25 protein-coding genes are annotated in these 25,949 nt (G+C 61.3%); 16 read left to right on the plus strand and 9 right to left on the minus strand.

Annotated features, from left to right (window positions below):
- The first annotated feature begins 8 nt into the window (after positions 1-8).
- From CJ178_RS21445 to CJ178_RS21465, 5 genes are read left to right on the plus strand one after another with little or no spacing between them, the layout of a single operon-like run.
- Entirely contained in the window at positions 9-1,199 is a 1,191-nt protein-coding gene (locus tag CJ178_RS21445) for a lipid-transfer protein (protein WP_007735955.1), read from the plus strand.
- A gap of 42 nt (positions 1,200-1,241) precedes the next feature.
- On the plus strand, positions 1,242-1,673 hold the full coding sequence (locus tag CJ178_RS21450; RefSeq protein WP_019746343.1) for a type II toxin-antitoxin system Rv0910 family toxin: 432 nt from the start codon (positions 1,242-1,244) through the stop codon (positions 1,671-1,673).
- 7 nt (positions 1,674-1,680) lie between these two features.
- Positions 1,681-2,556, plus strand: coding sequence for a MaoC/PaaZ C-terminal domain-containing protein (locus tag CJ178_RS21455; RefSeq protein ID WP_095887610.1), 876 nt, complete (start codon positions 1,681-1,683; stop codon positions 2,554-2,556).
- A gap of 41 nt (positions 2,557-2,597) precedes the next feature.
- The gene (locus CJ178_RS21460) at positions 2,598-3,464 is read left to right on the plus strand and encodes an SDR family oxidoreductase (RefSeq protein WP_095887611.1); all 867 of its coding nucleotides are present in this window, start codon (positions 2,598-2,600) and stop codon (positions 3,462-3,464) included.
- 4 nt (positions 3,465-3,468) lie between these two features.
- Complete coding sequence (locus tag CJ178_RS21465; RefSeq protein ID WP_095887612.1) at positions 3,469-5,667, plus strand: acyl-CoA dehydrogenase; 2,199 nt, start codon at positions 3,469-3,471, stop codon at positions 5,665-5,667.
- Positions 5,668-5,686: 19 nt separating this feature from the next.
- Here CJ178_RS21465 and CJ178_RS21470 read toward each other — a convergent pair whose 3' ends face one another.
- The 4 genes from CJ178_RS21470 to CJ178_RS21480 form a co-directional block, all read right to left on the minus strand.
- Positions 5,687-7,099, minus strand: coding sequence for an amidase (locus CJ178_RS21470; protein ID WP_095887613.1), 1,413 nt, complete (start codon positions 7,097-7,099; stop codon positions 5,687-5,689).
- A 90-nt stretch (positions 7,100-7,189) separates the two neighbouring features.
- Entirely contained in the window at positions 7,190-7,363 is a 174-nt protein-coding gene (locus CJ178_RS32860) for a hypothetical protein (RefSeq protein ID WP_179300798.1), read from the minus strand.
- 144 nt (positions 7,364-7,507) lie between these two features.
- Complete coding sequence (locus CJ178_RS21475; protein ID WP_095887614.1) at positions 7,508-8,158, minus strand: sterol desaturase family protein; 651 nt, start codon at positions 8,156-8,158, stop codon at positions 7,508-7,510.
- Positions 8,155-8,877: a FadR/GntR family transcriptional regulator gene (locus CJ178_RS21480; RefSeq protein WP_095888087.1), complete on the minus strand. Its 723-nt coding sequence runs from the start codon at positions 8,875-8,877 to the stop codon at positions 8,155-8,157. Before CJ178_RS21480 ends, CJ178_RS21475 begins: the two co-directional genes overlap by 4 nt.
- Positions 8,878-9,035: 158 nt before the next feature.
- On the opposite strand from CJ178_RS21480, the gene CJ178_RS21485 reads away from it, so the two are divergent.
- The gene (locus tag CJ178_RS21485; protein WP_095887615.1) at positions 9,036-10,049 is read left to right on the plus strand and encodes an ABC transporter substrate-binding protein; all 1,014 of its coding nucleotides are present in this window, start codon (positions 9,036-9,038) and stop codon (positions 10,047-10,049) included.
- On the opposite strand, the gene CJ178_RS21490 is transcribed toward CJ178_RS21485, so the two are convergent.
- Together CJ178_RS21490 and CJ178_RS21495 are read right to left on the minus strand one after the other, a co-directional pair.
- The gene (locus tag CJ178_RS21490; protein ID WP_095887616.1) at positions 9,978-10,721 is read right to left on the minus strand and encodes a TMEM165/GDT1 family protein; all 744 of its coding nucleotides are present in this window, start codon (positions 10,719-10,721) and stop codon (positions 9,978-9,980) included. The genes CJ178_RS21485 and CJ178_RS21490 overlap by 72 nt on opposite strands.
- Positions 10,722-11,013: 292 nt before the next feature.
- Positions 11,014-11,541, minus strand: coding sequence for a peptidase (locus CJ178_RS21495; protein WP_095887617.1), 528 nt, complete (start codon positions 11,539-11,541; stop codon positions 11,014-11,016).
- Between the two features lie 167 nt (positions 11,542-11,708).
- Here CJ178_RS21495 and CJ178_RS21500 point away from each other — a divergent pair, with 167 nt between their 5' ends.
- The 7 genes from CJ178_RS21500 (at position 11,709) to CJ178_RS21530 (ending at position 19,476) form a co-directional block, all read left to right on the plus strand.
- Complete coding sequence (locus tag CJ178_RS21500) at positions 11,709-13,040, plus strand: DUF1254 domain-containing protein (protein WP_033235198.1); 1,332 nt, start codon at positions 11,709-11,711, stop codon at positions 13,038-13,040.
- Between the two features lie 18 nt (positions 13,041-13,058).
- The gene (locus CJ178_RS21505) at positions 13,059-13,631 is read left to right on the plus strand and encodes an HdeD family acid-resistance protein (protein ID WP_033235197.1); all 573 of its coding nucleotides are present in this window, start codon (positions 13,059-13,061) and stop codon (positions 13,629-13,631) included.
- A complete protein-coding gene (locus CJ178_RS21510; protein ID WP_095887618.1) occupies positions 13,621-14,811 on the plus strand; it encodes an AI-2E family transporter in 1,191 nt (396 codons plus the stop codon). The genes CJ178_RS21505 and CJ178_RS21510 overlap by 11 nt, the downstream gene beginning before the upstream one ends.
- Before the next feature lie 72 nt (positions 14,812-14,883).
- Positions 14,884-15,747, plus strand: a complete 864-nt coding sequence (locus CJ178_RS21515; RefSeq protein WP_051730595.1) for a polyphosphate polymerase domain-containing protein — start codon at positions 14,884-14,886, stop codon at positions 15,745-15,747.
- On the plus strand, positions 15,748-16,425 hold the full coding sequence (locus CJ178_RS21520; RefSeq protein WP_033235194.1) for a DUF4956 domain-containing protein: 678 nt from the start codon (positions 15,748-15,750) through the stop codon (positions 16,423-16,425).
- A complete protein-coding gene (locus CJ178_RS21525) occupies positions 16,425-18,074 on the plus strand; it encodes a CotH kinase family protein (protein ID WP_095887619.1) in 1,650 nt (549 codons plus the stop codon). The genes CJ178_RS21520 and CJ178_RS21525 overlap by 1 nt, the downstream gene beginning before the upstream one ends.
- Before the next feature lie 46 nt (positions 18,075-18,120).
- Positions 18,121-19,476 (plus strand): hypothetical protein, encoded by a 1,356-nt coding sequence (locus CJ178_RS21530; protein ID WP_095887620.1) that lies wholly within the window; start codon positions 18,121-18,123, stop codon positions 19,474-19,476.
- Here CJ178_RS21530 and CJ178_RS21535 read toward each other — a convergent pair.
- On the minus strand, positions 19,473-20,096 hold the full coding sequence (locus CJ178_RS21535) for a superoxide dismutase (RefSeq protein ID WP_033235191.1): 624 nt from the start codon (positions 20,094-20,096) through the stop codon (positions 19,473-19,475). The two genes, CJ178_RS21530 and CJ178_RS21535, sit on opposite strands and share 4 nt — an antisense overlap.
- A 233-nt stretch (positions 20,097-20,329) precedes the next feature.
- On the opposite strand from CJ178_RS21535, the gene CJ178_RS21540 reads away from it, so the two are divergent.
- From CJ178_RS21540 to CJ178_RS21550, 3 genes are all read left to right on the plus strand, one after another.
- Positions 20,330-21,529, plus strand: a complete 1,200-nt coding sequence (locus CJ178_RS21540; RefSeq protein ID WP_172936913.1) for an acyltransferase family protein — start codon at positions 20,330-20,332, stop codon at positions 21,527-21,529.
- Positions 21,447-22,160 carry a peptide-methionine (S)-S-oxide reductase MsrA gene (msrA, locus tag CJ178_RS21545; protein WP_045066262.1) on the plus strand — a complete coding sequence of 238 codons (714 nt, stop codon included), beginning with the start codon at positions 21,447-21,449 and terminating at the stop codon, positions 22,158-22,160. Before CJ178_RS21540 ends, msrA begins: the two co-directional genes overlap by 83 nt.
- 107 nt (positions 22,161-22,267) lie before the next feature.
- Positions 22,268-22,861 (plus strand): Rv1733c family protein, encoded by a 594-nt coding sequence (locus CJ178_RS21550; protein ID WP_257013299.1) that lies wholly within the window; start codon positions 22,268-22,270, stop codon positions 22,859-22,861.
- Between the two features lie 64 nt (positions 22,862-22,925).
- On the opposite strand, the gene CJ178_RS21555 is transcribed toward CJ178_RS21550, so the two are convergent.
- Together CJ178_RS21555 and CJ178_RS21560 are read right to left on the minus strand one after the other, a co-directional pair.
- The gene (locus CJ178_RS21555) at positions 22,926-23,855 is read right to left on the minus strand and encodes an LLM class F420-dependent oxidoreductase (protein WP_095887621.1); all 930 of its coding nucleotides are present in this window, start codon (positions 23,853-23,855) and stop codon (positions 22,926-22,928) included.
- A 27-nt stretch (positions 23,856-23,882) separates the two neighbouring features.
- Complete coding sequence (locus CJ178_RS21560; protein WP_095888089.1) at positions 23,883-25,658, minus strand: hypothetical protein; 1,776 nt, start codon at positions 25,656-25,658, stop codon at positions 23,883-23,885.
- Positions 25,659-25,949: the final 291 nt, after the last annotated feature.

The following is a 25,949-nucleotide window of genomic DNA, read 5'->3' on the forward strand; positions in this document are numbered from 1 at the left end:
GAGTGGCAATGAGTAACAGGGTTTTTGTCGTCGGCGTCGGCATGACGAAGTTCGAGAAGCCGGGAGCCCGCGAGTGGGACTACCCCGACATGGCACGCGAGTCGGGTACCAAGGCGCTCGAAGACGCGGGTATCGACTACACCGAGGTCGAGCAGGCATACGTCGGCTACGTCTACGGCGAGTCCACCGCAGGTCAGCGCGCTGTCTACGAGCTCGGTCTGACAGGCATCCCCATCGTCAACGTCAACAACAACTGTTCGACGGGATCGACCGCGCTCTATCTCGCCACGCAGGCAGTCAAGAGCGGTCAGGCCGACTGCGCACTGGCGCTGGGCTTCGAGAAGATGCAGTCCGGGTCCCTCGGATCCACCTACGACGACCGTGAACAGCCACTCATGCGGCATCTCCTCGCTCTCGCCGAGCTGCAGGAGTTCGCGATGCCGCCCGCTCCGTACATGTTCGGTGCTGCCGGCGTCGAGCACATGGAACGCTTCGGAACCACTGCCGAGCAGTTCGCGAAGATCGCCGTCAAGAACCACAAGCACTCATTGAACAACCCGTACGCCCAGTTTCAGGACGAGTACACCCTCGAACAGATCCTCGAAGCACGTCAGATCCACGGGCCGCTCACCAAGCTCCAGTGCTCGCCCACGTCCGACGGATCCGGCGCGGCAATCATCGCCAGCGAAGCATTCGTCGAGAAGCACGGGCTCGCTGCTCAGGCGATCGAGATCGTCGGGCAGGCCATGGTCACCGACATGAACAGCACCTTCGAGGACAAGAGCGCGATCAGTCTCGTCGGCGCGGACATGACCCGTAAGGCCGCTGAGAAGGTGTACGCGCAGGCCGGGATCACCGCCGACGACGTCGACGTCATCGAACTCCACGACTGCTTCTCCACCAACGAGTTGCTGACCTACGAGGCGCTCGGACTGTGCGCAGAAGGTGACGGCGGCAAGCTCGTCGACGCCGACGACACCACCTACGGCGGACGCTGGGTGGTCAACCCGTCCGGGGGCCTCATCTCCAAGGGTCACCCCCTCGGTGCAACCGGCCTCGCCCAGTGCGCCGAACTCACCTGGCAGCTCCGCGGAACCGCCGACAAGCGTCAGGTCGACGGCGCGAAGGTCGCTCTCCAGCACAACATCGGACTCGGCGGCGCAGTTGTCGTGACCGCATACAAGCCCTACGCACGCTGAATCACACCCACAACCCGCTAGCTACCCACTAGGAGTTTCATCATGGCTTCCGTTTCCGTCTCCGCTGTACTGCCCGCATCCCCCGAGAAGACCTGGGATGCGCTCTCCGACCTGTCTCGCTGGGAAGAGTGGCTCACCATTCACCAGGGCTGGAAGAGTGAACTCCCCACCCAGGTTGCGTTGGGCGCCAAGTTCACCGAGGTCGTCTCCGTGATGGGTATGGCAAACAAGATCGAGTGGACCGTCGAAGAGGTCGAGGTTCCGAAGATGGTCAAGATTGCCGGTACCGGAATGGCCGGCGTCACCGTCGAATTCGTTCTCTCGGTCGAGGCCGACGGTGCGGGTTCGAAGGCAACCGTCGACGCCAGCTTCAAGGGCACCATGATCGTCGGGCCGATCGGCAAGGCAGTTGCCAAGAACGCCAAGGCAGACCTCGAAGCCTCGCTGGCGAAGTTCGCCGAGCTGGTCGGGTAACGGCTCGATGACAACACCGAAGACCAACGCGGTCGTATTCGATACGTCCGGGCTGGACGTATGGACCGATCCGGAGCACTTCGAGGTGACAGCCGAGCGCATTGCCGAATATGCGGCTGCGACCAACGATCCCATCGAGCGACACCTGAAAGGCGAGATCGCTCCGCCGGTCTTCGCGGTGGTACCCGTCTTCATGTCGATGGCACCCGCTGCGCTGTCGGTGGCGCCGGTCGAACTGCTGATGAAGCTCGTTCACGGTGAGCAGGACTTCCTGTTCCACCGTCCGATCTACCCCGGTGACCATCTGGTCGCTCGCGCCAAGCCCATCGGATTCGAGGGCCGGGACAACGGATCCACCGTCGTCATCTACGTCGAAACCAAAACCGACAAGGGTGAATTGGTCAACGAGCAGTGGATGACGGCCTTCTTCCGCAAGGTCGACGCAGGCCCCGGCCTGGGTGAGAAGGCTCCCGAACACCGATTCGACGACGCTCTTCGCGCGGGTAGTCCCGCAGCGGTGATGAACCAGCATATCGACGAGGACCAGACGTTCCGGTACTCACCGGCTTCCGGCGATCCGATGCCGATCCACCTCGACGAGGAGATCGCTCGGATGTCCGGGCTCCCCGGAATCATCAACCACGGACTGTGCACGATGGCGTTCACGTCGTGGGGAGCCCTGACCGAACTGGCGGGCGGAGAGACCGAGCGGTTGCGCCGTCTCGCAGTGCGATTCGCGAAGCCCGTGCTCCCGACCCAGGACATCGAGACGGTGTTCTACAAGTCGGGTTCGGCAGACGGCGCCACGTCGTACTCGTACGAAACCAGCGCGGTCGGTGACCTCGTCATCAAGGACGGCCTCGCGGTCATCGCCGACAAATGAGTCTTCATGTCCGACAACTGAACTGATGGGAATCTGAACTGATGGGAAGTCTCGACGGTCGCGTAGCGATCATCACCGGAGCAGGACGCGGTATCGGCCGTGAGCATGCGCTGCTCTTCGCTCGTGAGGGTGCGAGCGTCGTGGTCAACGATCTCGGCGGCGCAAACGACGGATCGGGCGCAGATGCCGGCCCGGCGCAGCAGGTAGTCGACGAGATCGTCGCTGCAGGCGGCAAAGCCGTCACCAATACCGACAACATCGCCACCTGGGACGGCGCCGAGGGCCTCGTCAAGCAGGCCGTCAGTGAGTTCGGCCGACTCGACGTACTGGTCAACAACGCCGGCATTCTTCGTGACGCCTTCATTGCCGGTATGGACGAGAGCCAGTGGGATGCAGTCATTGCCGTGCACCTCAAGGGGCACGCGGCGACGCTGCACCATGCTGCCGCGTACTGGAAGGACCAGAGCAAGGCAGGCGAGACCGTCAACGCTTCGGTCATCAACACCGCTTCGGCTTCGGGTACCTTCATGCCCAACGCGGGCCAGGGCAACTACGGCGCCGCCAAGGCGGGCATCGCAGCCCTGACCTTGGTGGCCGCTGACGAGCTCGATCGATACGGCGTGCGTGTCAACGCTATTGCGCCGATCGCGCGTACTCGGCTGACGCTGGCGACACCCGGTATGGGCGCGTTGTTCGCCGCCGAGGTCCCCGAGGGTGAGTTCGACGCGTTTGCGCCGTCCAACATCTCCCCGTTGGTGGCCTATCTTGCAGCAGCGGATTGCAAGCTGACCGGCAAGGTGTATGCCGTTCAGGGTGGGGCCATCACGGAACTCGCCGGCTGGCACGGTGTGAACACCATCGAGAGCGAGGGTCCCTGGACCACCGCCGACCTCGCAGAACGTCTGTAAGCGCATGGCACGCAACGCATACGAACTCGGCCTCGGGCTGAGTGAGGAGCACATCGCACTCGCAGATTCGGTGCGGTCCTTCGCAGAGCGCACCATCACCACCGAGCAGGTGCGCGCGGCGGTGGAGTCACGGACCGAGGACAAGTTCCCCGAGTTCTGGACGACCCTGGTCGGGCAGGACCTTCTCGGGCTCGCGGTTCCGGAAGAACAGGGTGGTCACGGCGCCGGTCTGCTGACCTTGGCGGTGGCACTGGAAGCATTGGGCCGCACTGTCTCTCCCGGCCCGTTTGTTCCGACGGTATTGGCAAGCGCAGTCCTCAGCGCCGCCGATTCCAAGGCGGGACCCGAGTTCCTTCCCGGTCTGATCGACGGAAGTCGTACGGCAGCAGTTGCCTTGGGCGTTCCCTTGGCGGCCGAGCCGTCGGACGGTGGATACAAGATCACGGGCGCACTCGACGGTGTGCTCGGCGGTGAACATGCCGACGTGCTGCTGGTCCCGATCCAGTTGCCCGAGGGTGTTCGCTACGCGGTGCTCGAGAGCAGCGCAGTCGCGATCACCGTGCAGGACAGCGTCGACGTGCTGCGCGGCAGTGCGCGGATCGAAGCTGACAATGTTCAGATCAGCGCCGAACGGATACTCGACGGTCTCACCGAGGCGCGGGTACGGTCCATTGCCGCAGTCGTTCTCGGCGCCGAAGACGTCGGCGTCATGTCCTGGTGTGTTTCCACTGCGTCGGAGTACGCCAAGACACGCGTGCAGTTCGGGCGACCCATCGGCCAGTTCCAGGGCGTCAAGCACAAGTGTGCGCAGATGGGCATTGCACTCGAGCAGGCACGCGCCGTTGTGTGGGATGCGGCAAGCGCATTGGACAAGGGCGACGACACGGCAGATTTTGCCGCCGATATCGCCGCAGTCATCGTGCCGGACGCCGCAGTACAGGTAGCTCAGGACTGCGTGCAGGTTCACGGCGGCATCGGCTTTACGTGGGAGCACGACGCCCACCTGTACTACCGGCGCGCGCTCTCGATCCGCGGCATTCTCGGTACCCGCGAGGATCGTGCCAACCGTGTTGCGCAGCAGGCACTTGACGGTGTCAGCCGGGCTTCGGTTCTCGAACTGCCGCCCGAGGCAGAGGAGATCCGCGGCGGCATCGCGGCCGAGCTTGCCAAGTTGGTCGAGCTCGACGAGGACGACCAGCTGATCGCGCTCGGCGACGGCGGCTGGGTTCAGCCGCACCTGCCGAAGCCGTACGGGCGCAGCGCCGCTCCGCTCGAGCAGATCGTCATCTCCCAGGAGATCAAGGCTGCGGGTATCTCGATGCCGCAGCTCCTGATGGGCACCTGGGCCGTGCAAGCCGTCGTAGCGCATGGTTCGGACAAGCAGAAGCAGGAACTGGCAGTACCGACCCTGCAGGGTGAGCTGGTGTGGTGCCAGCTTTTCAGTGAGCCCGGTGCTGGTTCCGACCTCGCATCATTGTCGACGAAGGCCGAAAAGGTTGACGGCGGTTGGAAGATCACCGGTCAGAAGATCTGGACCACGGTTGCGCAGTTCTCCGACTGGGCAATGCTGATCGCCCGTACGGACGCCACCAAGCCGAAGCATCAGGGCATCACGTACTTCGTCCTGGACATGTCGACACCGGGCATCACCGTCCGCCCGCTGCGTGAGATGACGGGTTCGGCGTTGTTCAACGAGGTGTTCCTCGACGACGTTTTCATCCCCGACGAGAACGTGGTCGGCGAGGTCAACGACGGCTGGAACGTCGCGCGTACGACGCTGGCAGGCGAGCGCGTCGCACTGAGCCAGAAGATGGAGGCGTACGCCTCGGACTCCGATCTGCTGAAGTTCGCGAAGTCAGCAGACCTGAGCCCGATCGGACGCTACCGCGTCGGCGAGCTGGTTGCCGAGAGCCAGGCGATCGACCTCATCGGCTCCCGCGTTGTGCTCAAGCAACTTTCGGGAATCGACGTGAGTACTACGTCGAGCGTCGGCAAGCTGTTGGCGATGAAGATCAGCCAGTCGATCGCCGAGTTCGTCGTCGCCGAACTGGGTGCTGCCGGAGCGGTCAGCATCCCAGGTCAGCCAAGCGACAAGGCGATGGAGCAGCTCATTTCGGGCCGTGCCACCACCATCTACGGCGGCACAACCGAGGTGCAACTCAACGTGATCGGTGAGCGCATGCTCGGATTGCCGCGAGACTGAGGGTATTTACCGGTGAGGCTCAGTCCTGGATTCTTCTCCAGGGCTGAGCCTCTTCCAGTTCGAAGGCCAATTCGAGGAGTGTGCGCTCGTCGCCGAGATCGGCGGAGAAATGCGAAGCCAACGGCAAACCGTTGCTGGTCTGGTGCATCGGTAGCGAAATCGCGGGACCACCGGAGATGTTGTTGAGCGGTGTGAACGACGTGTACGCGATCAACTTGTCGAAAAGCTCCTCGAAAGGCTGAGCGGGAGAGAGGTGTCCGAGCTCGGGGGTGGTGTGCCCAAGAGCCGGCGAGAGCACGACGTCGTACTTCAAGAACATGGCGCTGTACTGCTGCTGGAGGCGTCGCAGGCGGTAGAGCACGCGCGGCGTCTTCACCAGGTTCTTCCGGTACAGCGTGTAGAGGCCCTTGGTGAGATTGTCGGTGCCGGACTTGTCGAAGTCGGGCCCGAGCATCTGTTTGCCACCGGTGGAGATGGCAAACGACAAAAATCCCCAGTAGATGCTGAAGTCGTCGATGAATTCCGGTCCGACGGGCAATGCCGCGTCCTCGACGTGATGGCCAAGGCTTGCAAGGAGTTCAGCCGTAGCTTCGACGGACTTGCGTGTCTCGTCGTCGGTCTTGGTGACCGTCACGGAATCGGTGATCACGCCGACGCGCAGGCGGGTTGAGCTGGGTCCTTCGATCAGGCGAACCGGTGCGAGTCGTGGGTTGCGGTAGTAACTTTCGGCCGCTGACATCCATCGTGCGGTGTCGCGAACCGTGCGGGTGACGGCGCCCTGAGAGATCAGCCGGATCGGCATCGACTTGTCGGCCGGATCGGCGATGGTACGGCCGCGAGTGGGTTTGAGTCCGACGAGTCCGCAGGCAGCGGCGGGAATGCGAATCGATCCACCACCGTCGTTGGCGTGCGCGATCGGGAGGACTCCGGCAGCAACCAGTGCGGCAGCGCCACCCGAGGAAGCGCCCGACGAGTAGGCCGGGTTCCACGGGTTGTGCACGGGTTCTTCCGTCATGTACTCGGTGGACGCACTGAATCCGAACTCGGGCAGTCGGGTCTTGCCGATCGAAATGGCCCCGGTGGAGAGGAACTGCTTCGCGAAATCGCTGTCAGCCTTGGCGGGGACTGCGGTGAAGGCGGTGCTGCCCTGCTGGGTGGGAAGGCCGGCGCTGTCGGTGTTGTCCTTGATCGCGGTGGGGACGCCGGCGAAGATGCCCGTGGTCGGCCGGCTGCTTCTGGCGAGTGCGCGATCGAAGTCTGTGCAGGCCAGACCGTTCAATTGCCCCTGCACTGCCTCGGCGCGCGCGATCGACGCCTCCATAACTTCCCGTGCGGTCACCTCGCCTGATTCGATCCGGGCGGCGACGCCGGTAGCGTCGAGATCGCCCAGGGCGTCATCGGTGAATGCGTGGACGGGGGTGTTGGGGCTCATGGGGATCCTTGTCAGGCGGAGGCACTCAGGTCGTCCGTCCAGCATATTGGACGGACGACCCCTGAGTGGCGCTATCTGTGGATTGCGGTATCAGCTACCGAAGATCGTCACAGCCTGCTCTGCTGCCTGCGGCGCTTGCTGGAACAGGCCCTGAGGGATGAACTGCTGAGGGATGAACTGCTGAGGAATGAACTGCTGGGGACCCAACTGCTGGAAGTTCGTGACCATCGGGTGGATGACGTTGTTGAATACATCGTTGAACATGTGTTGTGTCCTTCGGTTACAGCGTTTTTCGAACTTCTGACTCCATCGACACTAAGCACGGTTCGAGTGGGTTTCAACGAAAATCGCTGATACACAGTCAAGTTCAAGTTCATTGCCAGCTGGGGGCCAGGAATCGGCGTTTCTTCACAGCTTCGACGCGGTGCCGTGCAGGTTCTTGGCTGTCGGGGATGTCTCGACGGATTTGGGATCGGGGTACGTGCCCAGTACGCGATCGGCCGTTCCCGCGGTGGTGACGGTGAACCAGTAGTGCTCGTTCTTGAAGTGATGGTTGCGATGGTTGCGCCAAACCGACCGGTAGAGAGCAGTTTTCGGCTTGTAGTCACTGTGGATGAGGAAATGAGTCCACTCGTAACCGAGACCGAGTACGGAAATACAGGTCAGGAAGGTCAGGCCGAGTTCGACGCGGGGAAACGCCAGGAGTGCGACAGCGGTCAGGACGGGAATCACGATCAGGAGTGTCTGCCACGGAATAAAGATGAGTGAGACGGTTCGCGGGGCGAAATGGTGCTCCCGATGGCTGCGCGCCAGGCGTGAGTCGAGTGTGACGCCGGCAATGGTCCGCGGCTTCCAATGGAGAACGAAGACGTGAATGATCCACTCCACGAAGGGGAATGCGGCAAGCATCACGAGTGGAACAAGTGCGTCGGTGATCTGCCAGTTGCCCAGCGCGATGCGCGTCGCCGCTGCAGCCACCAACATAGTGCCGATCATCCACGGCGTCGGTGACTTGTGGAACGTTCGTGCGGCATCGGCGAGAGTGACGGGCTTGCTCATGGTTTCAGTCCTTCCAGGAAGGTGAGAGCGTCGCCGATTGCCGTCGTGCCGGTGTGAAGGAGCTGTGCGGCTGACGCCTCGGCAGTGGACTCGTCGTGTGAAGTGATGGCGGAGGCCAGTTTTCGATACAGGTCGGTCTGGCCGACTTCGGCGACCATGACGGAGGCAAGTGCAGTCATGGCCGGTTCGTAGGCGGCGCGCAGGCTGTTGAAGATCAAGCGGAAGGCAATGGAATCTGCGCTGTCGACGACGACGTCCCAGAACGCCAGAGCCCGCGCTTGCAGCTCTACCGGATCTTCGGTGGCGCCTAGTTGATCCACGGCCATGTCGAGTTCCTGGGCAGATTCCGCGGAGATGCGACGGGAGGCAAGCACCGCGATCTGCGGTCCCATCAACTCACGAGTTTCCAGGACACTGCGCACCACGGCCAGGTCGGGGACACCGTCGCGTATCAGCAATTGGGGGAGAAGCTCGGGTCCGGCCTGGCGTCGAAAATCACGCACTGACGTCGATTCGCCCTGGCGGACCTCGACTAGTCCCGCTTGGGCGAGCTTCTGAATTGCCTCTCGGACCGCGGGCCTCGAGACGCCGAACGCCTCGGCGAGCTTGCGCTCGCTGGGGAGATTTTCGCCCGCCGCAAGCTCTCCGGCCAGCACTTTCACCGAAATCTGGTCGAACACTGCGCCGGAAGCCGAGGTACGTGCAACGGGTTGGAACATGTACTGACGATAGGCCACCTTCTGGCAAGAGGTCAAGTGGTCAGACCAGTTGTCTGTGGCGTGAAAGAGACAACCCTTGACCGATACTCTTCACCGTAACCCCGCAGGTGAGGATATTTTTTAGGTCACCCTAATTTCAGTTACTGTCAGGACACTTAATGACATCACTTCTGCTGCCGACACTCGATACCGATGCCGAATTCGCTCGCATCACCGCCGCACTCACCCGGCGAGGTTTCCTCGGGGCCGGTGCCTTAGCCGGGATCGGATTGCTTACCGCCTGCGGAACCAGTTCGGGCGAAACGGCCGAGGGCGAGATGCGCACGATCACCACCGTCAACGGCCAGGTGGAGGTGCCCGTTAATCCGCAGCGGGTGGTCAGCGCCGATTACTACACGGGCCCCGCGATGTTCGACGCCGGATTCACACCCGTCGGACTGCCGGTGGACTACGAGAACGCGGACGGCGTCCCGGAACCCTATGCGTCCGCGCTGCGGTCTCTCCCGAAGGTGGGACGCTGGTACGAGCCCAACGCCGAGGCGATAGCGGCTTTGTCTCCCGACTTGATCGTGATGACCAACCTCCTTTCGGAGAACAACCCGGATCTTTACGAGCAGATCCGGTCGATCGCACCGACCGCGGTTTTTGCCGAAGACGGCCAGTACGCGTGGAAGGAGCGTGCCCTCGGGGTCGCGGACGCACTCAACCAGAGTGCGAAAGTTCAGGAGTTGGCAGACCGGTACGAGGCGCGGATTGCCAAGTTCCGCAGCGACAACGCGGACGTGCTGAGCAAGGTGAAGGTCGTCTACACCACGTACTTCGAGGAGAGCGGCTTCTCGCTATATTCACCGACCAAGTATCAGACCACGGTCATCAGCGAGGCCGGGTTCCAGTTCAACGACCGCTCACTCGCAATTCCCGCCGGCAGCAACGAGTGGTTTCCGAAGGAGCAGTTGGAGTTACTCGACGAGGCCGACGTCATCATCACCAACAGTGGTAAGGGTCCGATCAACGAGAAGTTGGCGAACGACACCATCTTCCAGCGTCTGCGCGCCGTCAAGAACGATCAGGTGTACTCGTTCGACTACGAGGGCGTCGCCTCATTCGGTTGGGCGCTTACCTTCCTCGAGCAGTTCCAGCCGATCGCGCAGGAGATCAGAGCCAAGCTCTGAAGGAGGCTTCGGGTGGGTGCGCTTCCAGATCATTCGGGCTAGCGCGCCCACCACGGACATTGCCAGGACAACTCCGCCGCCGATGATGCCGGCGGACGAGTCCGGGAAGATGCCTTCGAGCAGCAGCCAGACACCGAAGACGAAGAACAGCACCGCGGCACCGATCTTGATGAATCCCTCCGGGAGGTGCTTGCCCAGTACCGAGCCGACGATGATGGCGAGAGCGTCGGCCGCCACCATGCCGACGGTCGATCCGATCCAGATGCCGATCCAGTTGTTGTCGGTAGCGAGGGTGATGGTGGCGAGCATGGTCTTGTCGCCGAGTTCTGCCAGGAAGAAGGCCGACGCGACGGCGATGAAGGCTGAGCGGGTGACGCGACCGGCCTTGTTCTGCTCGTCCTCGGTGAGATCGTCACCGCGCAGGGTCCAGAGGCCGAAGACCAGGAAGGCGATGCCGCCGACGATGGAAATTGCCGCCGTGGGCAGTGCGACGCCCAGGTAGTGGCCGACAGCCACTGACACCAGGTGAACAAGGGTGGTGGCGACGGTGATTCCGCCGAGAACAACCCACCAGCGATAGCGCAGGGCAAATGTCATTGCCATCAGCTGGGATTTGTCGCCGAGTTCGGCGACGAAGATGACGCCGAAGCTCAAAAGTATTGCGGCTAGCAAGATTAACTCCTCCGGTCCGTATCGGTCGGAGGAAATATGGGGCCTCCGGCCTGGACAGACGCAACGGGTGCGTTTGTCCGGCCGAAGGTCTCGCCCACCGAGGTCAGAAACCTTCGGTTCGCCAGGCCGGGCGCTTCGCGATCCGCACCAGGCGGAACGCGTCGAACCAGTATGTCGACACAGGCGATTGGGGGCTACTCCCCTTCGTTGTTACCGAGGTTAGCCTGCGTTTCGCGAATTGGCAAAGCACACAGCAAGTTTGGGAGACCGAACTTATCGCTTACCGTTACCGTCAGCAGGCGAGGAGCATTGCCAAAACTGCGGTGTCGGGATCGCTGATCGGATCGATGCCGACCCGGCTGATCATCGAGACGACCGTCCCGTCGGCCTCAGCTTCCACCCAGGCCGCGCGATGGTCCAAGCCGAGGTACGGCAGTCCGGGAAGCAGGACACACCCAGAGGCGCTGCCCTCACATTCCGGCAGGCTGGGAGTCGTTTCGGAGGGTGGGTGCAGCATGATCAGTGCCGGCGGTTGATGCTCGGAAAAACGCCCAGGTGGCAGAGCAAAATCTCCGAGAACCGGACCTTCGGCCATCACCAATCCCACAGTGCCCGGTTGTGGATCATCCGGGACGTCCTCGCGCACGCCGAAAACCGTCGAGGTGGGCAACAGACCGGGGAGTGACGCGACCCGCACAGCCAATGCGAGCAGTTGCGCCCATTCTTTGGTGGTGTCGGGCCAACGCCCCGAAATGACAAAACCCTGCAACGCTCCGGCTTGCTGGAACGGTGAGATGCCTATCGCTTCATTTCTATTCATCTCTGTTCCTCCCCGAGGTGATGACAGGTAAATCCGGCACACGTCGTTGGGTAGGTAAAATATGCGCCTAAACACTGCTGGCACACAAGAGTAGGAGAGTGCCAGCGGTGATGTGCGCAGGTGCCGGCGGTGGTTTGCGCAGGTGAGGGCGGTGGTATTCACCGGGCATGACTGCCTCGAAGCGCTCGTCGTTGGATGATTTGGCAACGCAGGCCTGGATATTCGGATATCCACTGTTGATCGCGGCGGTCTCACGGGACGTGATGACGGCAACGGCGACGCCACAGGGCATGAAAGCGCCGCTCAACCAGTTTGCGTACGCGCGGGAAACCCCGGATGCGTCGTTCACGGATGTGGTCTCACCCAACGCGGACACTCTCTACTCGTCGGCGTGGTTGGACTTGCGGACCGAACCGCAGGTCTTGACGTTGCCGGACTTCGGGACGAGGTACTGGCTGGTCCCGATTCTCGACGCGTGGAGCGATGTCTTCACCGTGCCCGGTTCCCGCACAGTAGGCCGCACCGGTGGACCGTACGTCGTGGCGGGTCCGACATGGAAAGGCGAAGTGCCGCGGGGTACGACGCTTCTCCGCTCGCCGACGGCGATGAATTGGATAGTGGCGCGCTACGCCACATCGGGCGGCACCGACCTCGCCGCAGTACACACGTTGCAGGACGGAACCCGGCTGACACCACTGTCGCAGTGGACGGACAACAAGGCGGGATACACGGCGCCCGAAGGCTCGCTCGACCCGACAGTCGATACGTTCACACCCCCGGTCGACCAGGTTGCCGCGATGGACGGACAGGCGTTCTTCACCGCACTCGACGCGCTACTCGACGACAATCCACCGCGTCCCGAGGATTCCGAGATCATGAAGCAGCTCGGCGATATAGGAATCGGGTCGGGACTCGCGTGGGCGTCGCGGCCACCCGAAGTGCGCGACGCATTGGACCGCGCCGCACGCAGCGGCATGGACCTGCTGCACACGATCGCGGCCGACGCCGAAAGTTCCCCGAAGAACGGCTGGACCATGCACCGCGGGTTGGGGCACTACGGAACGCACTATGCGCAGCGGGCTTTGATCGTATGGCTGGGATTCGGCGCGAACCTCGACGCGGACGCCGTGTACCCGCATGCCACCACCGACATCGACGGCAACGCCCTGACCGGGGAGAAGAACTACGTCCTGCACTTCGACGAGGACGAGCTTCCGCCGGTCGAAGGTTTCTGGTCGCTCACAATGATGAACGAGCGACAGTTCTTCGTGGACAATCCGATTGATCGATACGCCATCGGTGACCGAAGTGACCTGGGGTTCGAGGACGACGGCTCCCTGAATATCTACATTCAGCACGAGTCTCCAGGCGGCTCGAAGGAAAAGAACTGGTTACCCAGCCCGGCAGACGGATTCAACGTATTCTTGCGACTGTATTGGCCCAAGGCTTCGGTGCTCTCGGGATCGTGGACGGCACCGGGTATTCGTCCGACGAACTGAAATGCTCGGAGGCTACTGATGGTCGCAACGAACCCGTTTGTGTTGTACGGCAAAGAGATCTGGTGGATGATCCTGGTCCGCGGAATCTTCGGCGTGATTTTCGGAATCATCGCCCTCGTGTGGCCGGGAATAACCGTGGTGGCCTTGGTCTTCGTTTTCGGTATCTACTCCATCGTGGACGGCGTGGTCACCTTGGTGCGGGCAATCCGCGACCGAGCGCATCTCAGTTCATGGGGATGGTTCGTCTTCACGGGCGTGGTCTCGGTGGCAGCCGGTGTTGTCGCATTGGTATGGCCCGGAATCACTGCGGTGGTACTGCTGTACATCATCGCGTTCTACGCCATCCTGTTCGGAATCCTCGGCGTGGTCGGATCTTTCAAGCTCAAGGGCTTGTCGGGCTCCGGGTGGGGATGGCTACTCGCCGCGTCGGTGCTGGCCGTGATCTTCGGAATAATCCTGCTCATCTTCCCTGGTGAAGGCATCATCGGGTTGACCTGGTTGCTTGGTTGGTACGCAATATTCTTCGGCATTCTGATGATCGTCGGTGCGTTCCAGATCAGGAGTCGGGCAAAGGAAGCTGGTGTTCTCTAAGCGGGCTCCCGCTCCTGTTCCCGTCCCCGCCCCGGCACCGACTGTCACAGGCAGCGAACATTGGTCGATTCCGCGCGGGCTGATCGTGCTGCTCGGCGCTGCCGCAACAGTGGTCGCGGTTGCCGGGATGAAGGGCTTCAGTGGAATTCTCGGTCCTGTATTTCTGGCCTTGATGCTGACCGTTGCCGTTCAGCCGATTCAGGATTGGGCGCAGAAGCACGGCTGGCCGAAGTGGCTCGGCATGCTCGGCGCCCTGGTCACGGTGTATTTGATCCTGATCGGCTTGGCCGCGTCGTTGGTTGTCTCGACTGCTCAATTGGCCACGATCCTGCCGGAGTACTCAGACAAGATGGGTGCGCTCCTGGACGAGGCTCGAAGTAGTCTGGCTAGCTTCGGAGTTGATACCGAGCAGATCCAAAACACGGTCAGCAGTATCGATCTCACCAAGGTTTTGGGAGTGGTCGAGACAGCTCTCGAGGGCCTCCTCGGAGTGTTCTCGGACCTCGTGTTCATTTTGGCGCTACTGCTGTTCATGGCCTTCGACGGCATGAGTATCCGGTCGAGACTGCATATCCTGGCCGAAGAGCGCCCTGAAATCTCTTACGCTCTTTCCACTTTTGCCAAGGGAACCCGCAAGTACCTGGTGGTGTCCACCGTCTTCGGTCTGATCGTCGCGGTGCTGGACGGCGGCGCGCTGTGGTTGATGGGGATCCCCTTGCCGATTCTGTGGGCGTTGTTGTCGTTCATCACCAACTACATCCCGAACATCGGATTTGTGATCGGTGTGATCCCGCCGGCACTGCTCGGACTCCTCGAGGGCGGACCATGGTTGATGGTGTGGGTGATCGTCGTGTACTCCGTGATCAACTTCGTCATCCAGTCCATTATCCAACCCAAGTTTGTCGGTGACGCCGTTGGTCTGTCGGTGACGATGACCTTCCTCTCGCTCATCTTCTGGTCGTGGGTGTTGGGCGCGCTCGGTGCGCTGCTGGCTATTCCGCTCTCACTTCTGGTGAAAGCCGTCCTGCTCGACATCGATCCGTCTACCCGGTGGGCCGACATCTTGATCAGTGGTCCGAAAGAGGTTGCAAAGCCACCAGATGCTGTCGAGGAACCGGAAGTGGACGAGGAGCCGCCTGAAGAGCAGTCCCGGGTGAACACCGAGCCAACTTCAGGTTGACGCAACCTTTCTTCGAGATTGACAGCAACTTGGCAGCTTTACTCCAGGATTACCAAAGCCTGATGGAGTGGACTGTTTCCCAGTCGACGAAGAAAGGCCACGTCATTGGGAACGCCCGAACGATCTCTGCGCACGGCTAGTTCGCTCCATGCGTTCAACCGGTATGAGATCAAGTATCTAGCCCACGAACGAGACGTTCCCGCATTGCGCGAGGAACTGAATGCACACATGGACTCCGATGTGAATTCGCCGATCGGTGGATACCCGGTGACCAGCCTGTACTACGACACACAGAGCCTTCGCTTCTACTGGGAAAAGATCGAAGGACTCAAGTTTCGCCGGAAACTCCGAATTCGCCTGTACGGTCGCCCGTCCGACGCAGTTGACGAGACGCCTGTGTACGTCGAGATCAAGCAACGGGTCAATCGTGTGACTCAGAAGCGGCGCGTTCAGGTTTCCTACGATGTTGCGCGGCAATTGTGTGACGGCCGACGCGACATCGACGTGGACAGAACGGCGCAGCCCTTTGTCAACGAAGTGTCCACGCTGATCGGCAATCTCGACCTCCGGCCGTCGGTCACGACCGGATATCTGCGTGAAGCGTTTGTCGGTATCGACGCCGACCTCGGCTTGCGGGTGACCATCGATCACAAAATTCACGGCCGAGATCGCGACTTCCACTTCGCGGCCGAAGCGCAGAATCGCTTCATCATTCCACCGCACCTGTGCATCGTGGAGATCAAAGCCAATGAGCGTGTGCCTTATTGGGTTACGGATATGGCAGCACGGATGGACATGTCCGTCGTGCGAATCTCCAAATACTGCCAGAGCGTCGAAGCCTTCGGGATGGCGCCGCGCTCGCGCCTGCATGCCCGTGAAGAACTGCTCACGCCCTCGATTCCATTCGAGAGCTCCCTCGTCACATCAGGACTGTAAATGAATTTCGATCTACAAGATCTCAGCGGCACCTTTTCGACCTTCGACATCATTGTCTCGCTTGCACTTTCCTTCGTGCTGTCCGCGACCATCGGCTACGTGTACCGATTGACGCACAAGAACGTTTCGTACAGTCAGTCGTACGTGCAGACATTGGTGATGGTGGGCATGGTCATCAGCCTCATCATGCTGGTTGTCGGATCGAACGTCGCACGGGCGTTTGCGCTCGTTGGCGCGCTCTCCGTGGTGCGATTTCGCAACGCGATCAAGGAAACTCGCGACGTGGGCTTCATCTTCCTCGTCATGGCAATCGGAATGACCACGGGTACAAGGTTTTACCTCCTGGCAATTGCCGCAACCATCGCCATCTGCCTGGTCTTGGTCCTGATGAGCAAATTCAACATGTTCAAGCTCGACGTGCAACGTCAGGTAGTGAAGGTCCAGGTTCCCCCGGAGCCCGGATACACCGCACTGGTCGAAGACATTCTGATCGATTACACCAAGGAATTCGAACTGGTTTCCACCGAATCGGTACGTTCGGGCGCTCTCACCGAGCTGTATTACACCGCCCAACTGAAGCCGGGTAAGAAACCGGCAGAACTGATCTCGGCACTCAGTGGCGTGAACTCCGGCCAGCGAGTCACAGTCCTGACCGGTTACGACCAGACTGATATCTGATGGGCGAGAATGCAGCGCCGGTTGCACCCCGTAGGCGGCTGATCCACAGGGTGCCAACGCCTCTGCGTCAGCATTGGAAGTTGGCTGCTGCGTTCGTCGCGTTTGTGGCTGTGCTTGCCGGCGTATTCGGTCAGACTCGGGTGCGTCCGTACATCACCGGGGACGCGACGGTCATCGCATCGCAGGTTGCCGAGAACATCACGGGCTCAGTTGATTTCTTCGACACATCGGTTGAACACACCTTCAGCGTGGAGTTCAGCGAATCCGACTACGACAAGATGATCGATGCTTACGCAACCGACGGTGAGAAGGAGTGGATCGAGGCCGACATCACGATCGACGGCACCCTGGTCACCGATGTCGGCTTGCGACTGAAAGGCAACTCCACGCTTCGTGGCCTGAGTAGTACTGAATCCGGCGGACGCGGGATGCAAATCCCGGACGGCGCGGTGGTAGCTGATGCGACAGTACCGGCGGCCGCACCCGAGTGGGGTGGCGGGGGCGGCGGCATGGTCAGCCTGTCAGCCGATGATCCGGCGTCTCTGCCTTTCCTGATCAGCTTTGACAAGAATGTGTCCGGGCGGGCCTACCAAGGTATGACACAGCTGTCGATCCGGCCGGGAAGCCCAGTGCTGAACGAGGCGATGGCGCTGTCGCTCACCGCTGAATCCGGCCAGCCAACACAGCGATACAGCTATGCGGTGTACTCGGTGAACGGCTCCGAAACCCAGACGCGGTTGATACTCGAGCATCCAGACGAGGGCTATGCGAACTCACTGTTCGACAGTGACGGAGTGCTCTACAAGGCCGATGCCAACTCGAGCTTCACCTATCAAGGTGACGACCAGACGACCTACGTCGACCAGTTCAAGCAGATCAATGCTGAAGGTTCGCAGGACCTTCAGCCGATCATCAGCTTCCTGAAGTGGCTGGATTCGGCGACCGACGAGCAGTTTGACTCAGAACTCGCAAACTGGGTCGACGTCGATTCCTTCGCCAGATACGTTGCGACGCAGAATCTTCTGGTGAACGGTGATGACATGGCGGGGCCGGGCAAGAACTACTATCTGTGGTACGACCTCGAGTCGAAGAAAATCTCTGTCGTTGCGTGGGATCTCAACATGGCGCTGAGCGGTAATTCCGAAGCGGGACCGCATGATTCGATCAGTATGGGAGGTGGCGGTATGCGCGGCGGCGCTCAGCAGGGAGCCGCGACGGACGGCGCCGCACCACAGGGCACAATGACAGCAGGAACAATGCCCCCCGGTCGTGCAGCGCGCGGTGCAGGACAGATGGACGCGGGACAGATGGGCACGGGAGAGTCGGCTGCTGGACAGGAAGGCGCCGAGCAGGCGCCCGGCGGGGCCATGGGCGGGGGCATGGGCGGCGGAATGGGAGGCAACCAACTGAAGGAACGGTTCCTCGCGTCGACGGCCTTCACCGAGACCTATGACACGGCGTACCGCGAACTGTACGAGCAGCTCTTCTCGAGTGGCCGCGCGCTGGGAATTCTGGACGATGTCGCGTCGTCGATTCCGCTCAGTGACGGTTTGACGGAGGAGGCTCTTGCCGCCGAGGTAGAGACGATGAGGACGCGGTTGCAGGCCAGGACGGATGCGCTGGCGGACGATCCGGTGATCGCCGGCTGAGGTAACTCTCAGTATTTCTACAAGATCGCCATCTATCGTCTCGGCCATGAGCACCGCGAACAACACCGAGAACACCCACCGCCAGCCGTCGCTACTTGGTCGACGGCTGGCGGTGGGTGGTTTGGCAGCTGTTGTGGTGGGTGCGGTGGCCGGTACGGGCTGGGTGTGGTTCTCGGGCAGCGAGAACAACTCGCGGGCAGTTGCGATAGTCAACACCGATGCCGGAACCATGCTGGACGGCGAGGAACTACGCGCCGGTGACACGCTGGTCGAGACACTGAGCGCGAGTGAAGACTTCGAATTCCACGTCGTGGACAGCCCCGGCGGTAACTATTTTGCGACCCTCACCGTGCCGGAGAATTTCAGTGAGTCGGTTGCCTCGATGCTGGGCCCGGATCCGCAGCAGGCAAGCATCGACCTCGAGGTTCAGGGCGCTGACGGAGCGCAGGCGGTGGCGCTGACCAGCGCGGTGTCGGCGCAGGTCAGTGCCGACGGTATCAAGGGTTTGATGTCACAGACGTCCGCTGCTCGTCGGGCATTCGATCAGAATCTGGTGACCGCGCAGATGCTGGTAGCGGGAACAGCCGGCGCCGAGAAGTCGATCGACCAGGTGAAGGCCGGGGCAGACACGATCCTGCCGTACCTGGAAACAGCGCGCGCGGGTTCGTTGCAGTTGACGAGTGTCGCGGAGCAGGTTTCCGGCGTCGTGGATCAGGCTGCCGGGTCGGCGGAGGAATTGGCCACGCGCGCAGACTCGCTCGGCTTGACGTTGGGTGAGGCGTCGTCGTCCACCGCAGATCTCAAGTCGCGCATCGATTCGCTGACCGGTGCGTTGAGCGGATTGCCGGTGCCGCAGGATATTACGGCGCAATTGGCGAGCGTGAGTACCGACTTGGGTGCCGTGACTGCGCAATTGAACGCGGTGCCGTCGATGTTGGGTGGGTCGGTGGGCCCCGATACGGCGCTCGGCGATTTGGTGCGTACTGCCGTCGGCCAATTGCAGGGTGCCAGTGCTCAATTGAACAGCGCTGCCGGTCAATTGAGTGACGGTTTGATTCCGATCGCAGACCAGGCTCCGCAGATGCTCGAAGATGTGACCACTCAGATCACCCAGGGGTTCGGGACTCTCAAGTCGGTTGCGACGTCGTTGGTGACCGGGTTGGACACCGCAAAATCCGGGCTGCCGGCGTTGACCACTCCGCAGCAGGTTCAACTGATGTCGGTGCTGTCCGATCCTGTGGCGGTGAATCAAACGCCTGCGCCGGGAAGTGGATCGGATTCGCGCACAATCGCTTTGGTGTTCGGCGTGGCGACGGCCCTTCTTGCGGGCGCTTTGCTGATGCAAACGGCGGCGCCCCTGGTGAAGGAGCGCCGCCGCATAGAGCAAGGAGAACGTGACTAGACGATCAGGCCTGCGGTCTGCGTACGAGCGCGCTCGAAGCGTGCCGTGACGTCGTTCCAGTTCACGATGTTCCAGAATGCCTTGACGTAGTCGCCCTTGACGTTCTGGTAATCGAGGTAGAAAGCGTGCTCCCACATGTCCAGCATCAGCAGCGGCGTGAGGCCGATGGAGATGTTGCCCTGCTGATCGTAGAGCTGGACGATGACGAGGCGTGCGCCGATGGAATCCCACGCGAGGATGGACCAGCCGGAGCCCTGGATGGCGTTGGCGTTCGCGGAGAAGTGTGCGCGGAAGAGATCGAACGAACCGAAGTTGTCGTCGATCGCTGCGGCGAGTTCGCCTTCGGGCTTGTCGCCACCGTCAGCGCTGAGGTTGTTCCAGAAAACGGTGTGGTTGGTGTGGCCACCGAGGTGGAAAGCCAGGTTCTTCTCGAGCAGGTTGGCCTGCGCGGCGATGGTGTCGTTCTCGCGAGCCTCGGCCAGCTTCTCGAGTGCAGCGTTGGCGCCGGCGACGTATGCCGCGTGGTGCTTGTCGTGGTGCAGCTCCATGATCTTGCCCGAGATGTGCGGCTCGAGGGCTGCGTAGTCGTAGGGGAGTTCCGGCAGCGTGTAAACAGACACGAGGGTCCCTTCTTTGCGGGCTCCGTGAGCCCTGCTTCTTCGAGAGTATGGTGCTTGGATTGCGGATCAATCTTGGGTATCCACCCAATAACATTCGTACACGGTCTGCAACAGTTCAGCTCAGGTAGTCATTCCCTGACAATAAAGTTCGGGTAACCGAAAACTGCGTGATCTCGGACATTGGGGCATCCGGAAATTCGTCGTAAAGGTGAACGGAACCTTAAACTTGCTCGATGCCCGCACCAGTTTTTCTCCCGGAGTCATCAGAGGCGGCACCGCCTCGGGTGTACCTTCCGGGCGCTGACCTGCTGCGCGCACTCGCTGTTGCGGCGGTGATCTACTCCCACATCTCGTTCTACGTCATCGACGATCTCGGCTCCGGTTGGTGGCTGATCGACGTCGTGTACGGCGCCTTGATCGAACCGGCCCAGCTAAATCAGCACCTGTCTTTTGTCGGAGTCGCGACGTTCATGATGTTGACCGGCGCCCTGGTGACTCGGTCCGCGATACGTGATCGGCCCGGCAAATTCCTGACCAACAGATTGAGTCGACTGGTACCGGCCTTCTGGGTGGCAATTGCGATAGCCATCTTGTTGGTTCGTCTCGGTATAAACGGCATGTTCAGTGGCCAGGACGGTATTTCGAATACCCAGGCGCTGATGAGTTTTTTCCTCGGCGGGTTCTTTCTCACGCCTGAAGTGGCTGTTCTCGGTGTGACCTGGACGTTGACGGTCCAATTCCTGTTCTACCTTGCCTGCGTGGCGATGCGGCCGATTCTGCGCATGCGGCCGGTAATCATGCCGCTCGGCGGGGCAGCGCTGTGTTCGCTGGTGTTGCTCTACAACATTTACGCACCGATGCCGTACACCGTTCCGATGCTCTCGAAGATCGCGGCGACACTCCCGGCGGTTTTCCTCGGACAGATCATGTACCTCGCGTGGGCGCGGCTGGCCCCGGGACGATGGCTGATCGTCGCCGTTCTGGCACAGATCCACGTGATCCTCGTGGCCACCGAGTTCCGCGTCTACTGGGCCGGTGAGAACTACTTGTGGACCATCACCGTCGTAGCCGCCGCGGTGGTCCTCATCGGCCGCTACGACGGCGGCCCGACGCGCTGGGCGTTCGTGAAGTGGTTGTCGACGCGGAGCTACATCATCTACCTCGTCCACACGCTGATCCTGTATCGCGTCGTCGAGAACACGACCCCCCACGTCGGTCCGACGCTCGCCTTCGGCCTCTTTCTTGTTGTCACGGCGGTCGTCGCGGAATTCGGCTATCGCTGGGTCGAACTGCCCGGTGCCCGAGCTGTCACGGCATGGCGGAACAAGCGCTCACGCGTAGAATCAAAGAATGAGCTGGTACGACGACATTCTGGGGCGAGCGTCCGCACAATCCACCCTGATCAGTCCGCAGGACGCACTGCCAGGACGTGAGACCGCGATGCCAGTGCCTGCCGCGCATTACGTGAACGGGCATCCGCTGACGCCGCCGTTCCCCGAGGGGATGCAGACCGTCGTGGTCGGTATGGGTTGTTTCTGGGGTGCGGAGAAGGAGTTCTGGCAGCTTCCGGGCGTCTACAGCACCGCTGCCGGATATGCGGGCGGATACACCCCCAATCCCACGTACGAGGAAACCTGCTCGGGACGCACCGGGCACACCGAGGTAGTGCTCGTCGTCTTTGATCCGGCCGTCATTTCGTACGAGCAGATCCTGGCTCATTTCTGGGAAAATCACGATCCGACGCAGGGGATGCGTCAAGGAAACGACCAGGGTTCGCAGTATCGATCCGCGATTTTCACGACTTCCGAAGATCAGGAACAGATCGCGCACGCATCTGCACTTGCATTCGGCAAACGATTGACTGACGCCGGTTATGGCGCAATTACGACGGAAATAGGTCCGCTGCGTGATTTCTTCTATGCCGAGGACTATCACCAGCAATATCTTGCAAAAAACCCCGGCGGATATTGCCCAGTGCATGCCACGGGAGTCAGCTGCCCGGTAGGACTATTGCGCCAAGATCAGGTGCCGGCACAGACCGATATTCTTCCGCCTCACGAATAGCTGGTGTTGGAGGACACATGTGATTCCGATCGTTAATACTTGCAACTAGATCGAAATAAAGGGAATCTCGATAGTAAGAGTGTCTTGTCGAGAGAACTGAGCGCATCATGTCCGCTAGTACGCGAGCAACAGCGTCGTTGCTCCGACGCACCATTCACGTCGGCCACGACCCGATGGTCAGGCGTAGTGATCGCATCGAAGGATTCATGTCCTTCGGCTTGATCGTTCTTGCGATCCTGCTGGTGCCGTTTGCCATCTGGGCAGGCGGCGCTACGGCGGCAAGCCAGAATGCCCTGATCGCCGACCAGGCCAGGAGCACCCATTCCATCGCCGCCGTCACGACGGGCGACTCGGTCACGTCCAGTGTCGCGACCGCCGATTACATTCCTACGAACACCGAAACAGCACCGGCTCAGTGGAACTGGAACGGGCAGGTTCATCGCGAAGACATCACCGTCGACGAGACCACGCCTGCCGGCACTTCCGTCGACATCTACGTCGACAACAACGGTGACAAAACCATTGCCCCGATCACGCAGAGCGCAGCAGACGTGGCTGCGGTCGTGACCGGAATCTTCACGTGGTTCAGCATCATGTCGCTGCTGACCATCGGTTTCATGCTGATTCGGGTATGGCTGGACCGTAGCCGCGACGCACAGTGGGACCGGGACCTGCGCGCGTTCCTCGACGCGAACAGTTAGGGGCTTCGCCCCTGTGCGCCTTTTTGGTAGTGGGCGCTACCAAAAAGACGCACAGGCCGAAGGCCTACGCCAACTGCGGCATGACCTCGCTCGCCACCAGTTCGAGATGATCCAGATCACTCAGATCAAGCGTCTGCAGGTACATACGCTCTGAACCGGCCTCGGCAAATGCTCCGAGTTTGTCCACCAGCTCCGACGGCGTTCCAGCCAAGCCGTTTTCACGCAGTTCGGCTACTTCGCGGCCGATGGCAGCAGCTCGCTTGGCTATTTCCGCCTCGTCACGTCCGCAGCACAAGACCAGTGCGTTGGAATACGTCAGCTCGTTCGGGTCCCGGTTGATATCGACACAGGCCTGACGAACGCGCCCGAAGATCTCCTTGGTGTCGCCCGCGGACTGGAACGGGATATTGAACTCACTGGCATACCGCGCCGCCAAGGCCGGTGTCTTCTTCTTACCGACGCCGCCCATCAGAATGGGCGGTCCGCCGGCCTGGTGCGGCTTCGGCAATGCCGGAGAATTCTTGATCTGCACGTGCTTACCGTCGTAGTCGAACTGCTCGCCGACGGGAGTGCGCCACAAGCCCGTCACCACGTCGAGGGTTTCCTCGAGCAGTTCGAAGCGGTCCTTCAGCGCCGGGAACGGAATCCCGTACGCCTCATGCTCCTTTTCGTACCAGCCGGCGCCGATACCGAAGTCGACGCGGCCGCCACTCATCTGGTCCACCTGCGCGACGGAGATGGCAAGCGGGCCGGCATAACGGAACGTTGCCGACGTCACGAGCGTGCCGAGGCGGATCGTCGATGTCTCGCGGGCAATGCCGGCCAGCGTGATCCACGCGTCGGTCGGTCCGGGAAGGCCGTCGGAATTCATGGCCAGATAGTGATCGGAGCGGAAGAACGCTCCGTACCCGAGCTTTTCGGCGGTCTGGGCCACCGCGAGTAGTTGTTCGTAAGTAGCGCCCTGTTGGGGTTCGGTGAAGATACGTAGATCCATGCGCTCAACTCTGCCACTGCGGGTGCGTCAGGGCAGCGCGGGAACAACAACACCCACCTGTCCGGCGGCAAGGCACAGTGACAGTCCTGGGGTCCGCGGCGCTACCTTGACGGTTGTGCCGTCGCCGACAACCTGCACGAATGCCGAGTGCAAGCCCTGCTTCACGGGAACGGAGACCGCGTCACCGGTGGTCAAGGACACGTCGATCGTTCCGTCTGCGCTCGCGAGATAGTTGAGCTGAACTGTCCAATCCCAGACGGCCAACGGTCCGTCCAACGTCAGTTCTGTCGGCCCGTCGACACGTGTTCCGCACTGCGGATCCGTGCCCTCGAGAATCCGTCGCGTGAACGTGACTTCGCCGTCGACGACAGTGCCGTTGTCGTTGATCAGTCGCAGAATCGGTGTACTGGAAGCAAATTCGGGTCGATCGGGCAGTGGGCCGAGTACCTGGGAAGCCATGTTGTTCGGGTTGGTGAAAGGAAGGAGAACCCAGATCGAAACCGGCTGATCGAGCAGCGGCGCATCCGTGTTCTGCGCCAACGACACCCGGGCATTCTGAAGATAGTCACGGGTTGGGCTTTCCCGCCAGACATTCACGAACGAGAATGTCGAGACCAGGGAACTGACGACAAACAGAACCGAAAGACCCACGGCAATAGCGCGGATCGGCACCGTGGTGTGGGAGTCGACGCGGGGTTCGACCCGGGGTGGCGCCGCGAAGTAGAGCGCAATTGCGAGAGCGAACACCGTGGCCGAATCCGTGAAATACCGCAGAGTCTGTGCCAATTCGTACGTCGTGCCCTCGGCGGTGCGGGTGACGGTCATCGCAGCAACCGACGCCAGAAAATACACAGCGGCGCAGATCCAGATCCAGGCAGCGCCTTGTCGGGAGCGCACGGTGACCACGAGTGCCGTGAGAAGCATGATCCAGGCGGCAATGACCAGGAACATCGGGGGATTCGCCCATGCGGGACCCGGAATCCATCGCTCCCACTGCCACGGCCCACCCAACAAAGTCGGGAGCATTCCCAAGGAAGTTCCGTGGTGCAGCAGGGCCGTGGACATGCTGCGACCGTTGCCCGTCACCGGCGACTCGACGGTGAACAGGTACACCGGAATCCAGATCGCGAGCACAACGGCGCACGGAATCCACAGCGCCTTGGCTTTTTTCGCAGCGGTGAGAATCGGCGACGCGTCGGACTGCGTGCGCAGATACAAGACGACGAACACGAGCGCCACAAACGGCACGAGTACCGACTTCTCGAAGAACAGCAACGAGACCACAAAAACAGCGGTCCCCGAGACGGCATAGTGCCGTCGGCCGGTCCGCACGAGTTGTATCGCGTCGCCGCACACCCAGGCGAGAGCAATCTGCAGGGGAAGCGCATTGAGCGCCGCCGACCACCAGGCAAATGCGGGCAGAGTGAGCGGGATGAACAGATAGCCGAGCAACGGAATCAGCAGCGCCGGACGCCATCCGAGCACCAGTCTGAGCGTGCGGAGCAGCGCGAGTGATGCCAACGCCTGACCGAGTACGAGCAGCATCACCGGAAGAGCCCACTGGTACGGGGCAATTCGCGTCACGAGGCCCGTCAGGAAGAAGGCTGCCGGCATGAAGTGACCGTCGTGGTCGTAGAGCAGCAGTTCGCTCGAGAAGAGGGGGAAGCGAGCTCCGCGTCCGATCAGGATGAGATCGTCCCAGTAGAAGTAGTTCTGCGACGCCACCCACGTTCGAATACCGAGTGCGATCGCAATCGACGCGAGTGCGATCGGCAAAACGTACCTGGCAGTGGGCTTGGTCATCGGGAGAGCTTCGGCATCGGAGGAGTCATCGCCTGGCAATGCTGCCAGGTGCCGTCCCACAGTGCTGCCAGGTGCCGCGTGAACGGATTGTCCGGTGGACTCCGGCTGCGAATTCACAGGGAATTCGCCCGCTTGTCAAATTCATCCTCGAGCCTGTGCATCGTTCGCTAACACCTGTCAGTAAACCCACAACCCATGAGCCCTGACCTGTGGATAAAGGTCTGTGGATTCATCCCAAGCTGGGGATGAACCTGTGGATAGTGTGGATAACTCGAGTTTTTCGGTGTCGCA

The sequence above is a fragment of the Rhodococcus sp. ACPA4 genome (assembly GCF_002300185.1).
Classification (GTDB): domain Bacteria; phylum Actinomycetota; class Actinomycetes; order Mycobacteriales; family Mycobacteriaceae; genus Rhodococcus_F; species Rhodococcus_F globerula.

Coding starts and splice junctions, on each gene's coding strand:
- CJ178_RS21445 (WP_007735955.1), top strand. CDS start 9: ATGAGTAACAGGGTTTTTGTCGTCGGCGTCGGCATGACGAAGTTCGAG.
- CJ178_RS21450 (WP_019746343.1), top strand. CDS start 1,242: ATGGCTTCCGTTTCCGTCTCCGCTGTACTGCCCGCATCCCCCGAGAAG.
- CJ178_RS21455 (WP_095887610.1), top strand. CDS start 1,681: ATGACAACACCGAAGACCAACGCGGTCGTATTCGATACGTCCGGGCTG.
- CJ178_RS21460 (WP_095887611.1), top strand. CDS start 2,598: ATGGGAAGTCTCGACGGTCGCGTAGCGATCATCACCGGAGCAGGACGC.
- CJ178_RS21465 (WP_095887612.1), top strand. CDS start 3,469: ATGGCACGCAACGCATACGAACTCGGCCTCGGGCTGAGTGAGGAGCAC.
- CJ178_RS21470 (WP_095887613.1), bottom strand. CDS start 7,099: ATGAGCCCCAACACCCCCGTCCACGCATTCACCGATGACGCCCTGGGC.
- CJ178_RS32860 (WP_179300798.1), bottom strand. CDS start 7,363: ATGTTCAACGATGTATTCAACAACGTCATCCACCCGATGGTCACGAAC.
- CJ178_RS21475 (WP_095887614.1), bottom strand. CDS start 8,158: ATGAGCAAGCCCGTCACTCTCGCCGATGCCGCACGAACGTTCCACAAG.
- CJ178_RS21480 (WP_095888087.1), bottom strand. CDS start 8,877: ATGTTCCAACCCGTTGCACGTACCTCGGCTTCCGGCGCAGTGTTCGAC.
- CJ178_RS21485 (WP_095887615.1), top strand. CDS start 9,036: ATGACATCACTTCTGCTGCCGACACTCGATACCGATGCCGAATTCGCT.
- CJ178_RS21495 (WP_095887617.1), bottom strand. CDS start 11,541: ATGAATAGAAATGAAGCGATAGGCATCTCACCGTTCCAGCAAGCCGGA.
- CJ178_RS21500 (WP_033235198.1), top strand. CDS start 11,709: ATGACTGCCTCGAAGCGCTCGTCGTTGGATGATTTGGCAACGCAGGCC.
- CJ178_RS21505 (WP_033235197.1), top strand. CDS start 13,059: ATGGTCGCAACGAACCCGTTTGTGTTGTACGGCAAAGAGATCTGGTGG.
- CJ178_RS21520 (WP_033235194.1), top strand. CDS start 15,748: ATGAATTTCGATCTACAAGATCTCAGCGGCACCTTTTCGACCTTCGAC.
- CJ178_RS21525 (WP_095887619.1), top strand. CDS start 16,425: ATGGGCGAGAATGCAGCGCCGGTTGCACCCCGTAGGCGGCTGATCCAC.
- CJ178_RS21530 (WP_095887620.1), top strand. CDS start 18,121: ATGAGCACCGCGAACAACACCGAGAACACCCACCGCCAGCCGTCGCTA.
- CJ178_RS21540 (WP_172936913.1), top strand. CDS start 20,330: ATGCCCGCACCAGTTTTTCTCCCGGAGTCATCAGAGGCGGCACCGCCT.
- msrA (WP_045066262.1), top strand. CDS start 21,447: ATGAGCTGGTACGACGACATTCTGGGGCGAGCGTCCGCACAATCCACC.
- CJ178_RS21550 (WP_257013299.1), top strand. CDS start 22,268: ATGTCCGCTAGTACGCGAGCAACAGCGTCGTTGCTCCGACGCACCATT.
- CJ178_RS21555 (WP_095887621.1), bottom strand. CDS start 23,855: ATGGATCTACGTATCTTCACCGAACCCCAACAGGGCGCTACTTACGAA.
- CJ178_RS21560 (WP_095888089.1), bottom strand. CDS start 25,658: ATGACCAAGCCCACTGCCAGGTACGTTTTGCCGATCGCACTCGCGTCG.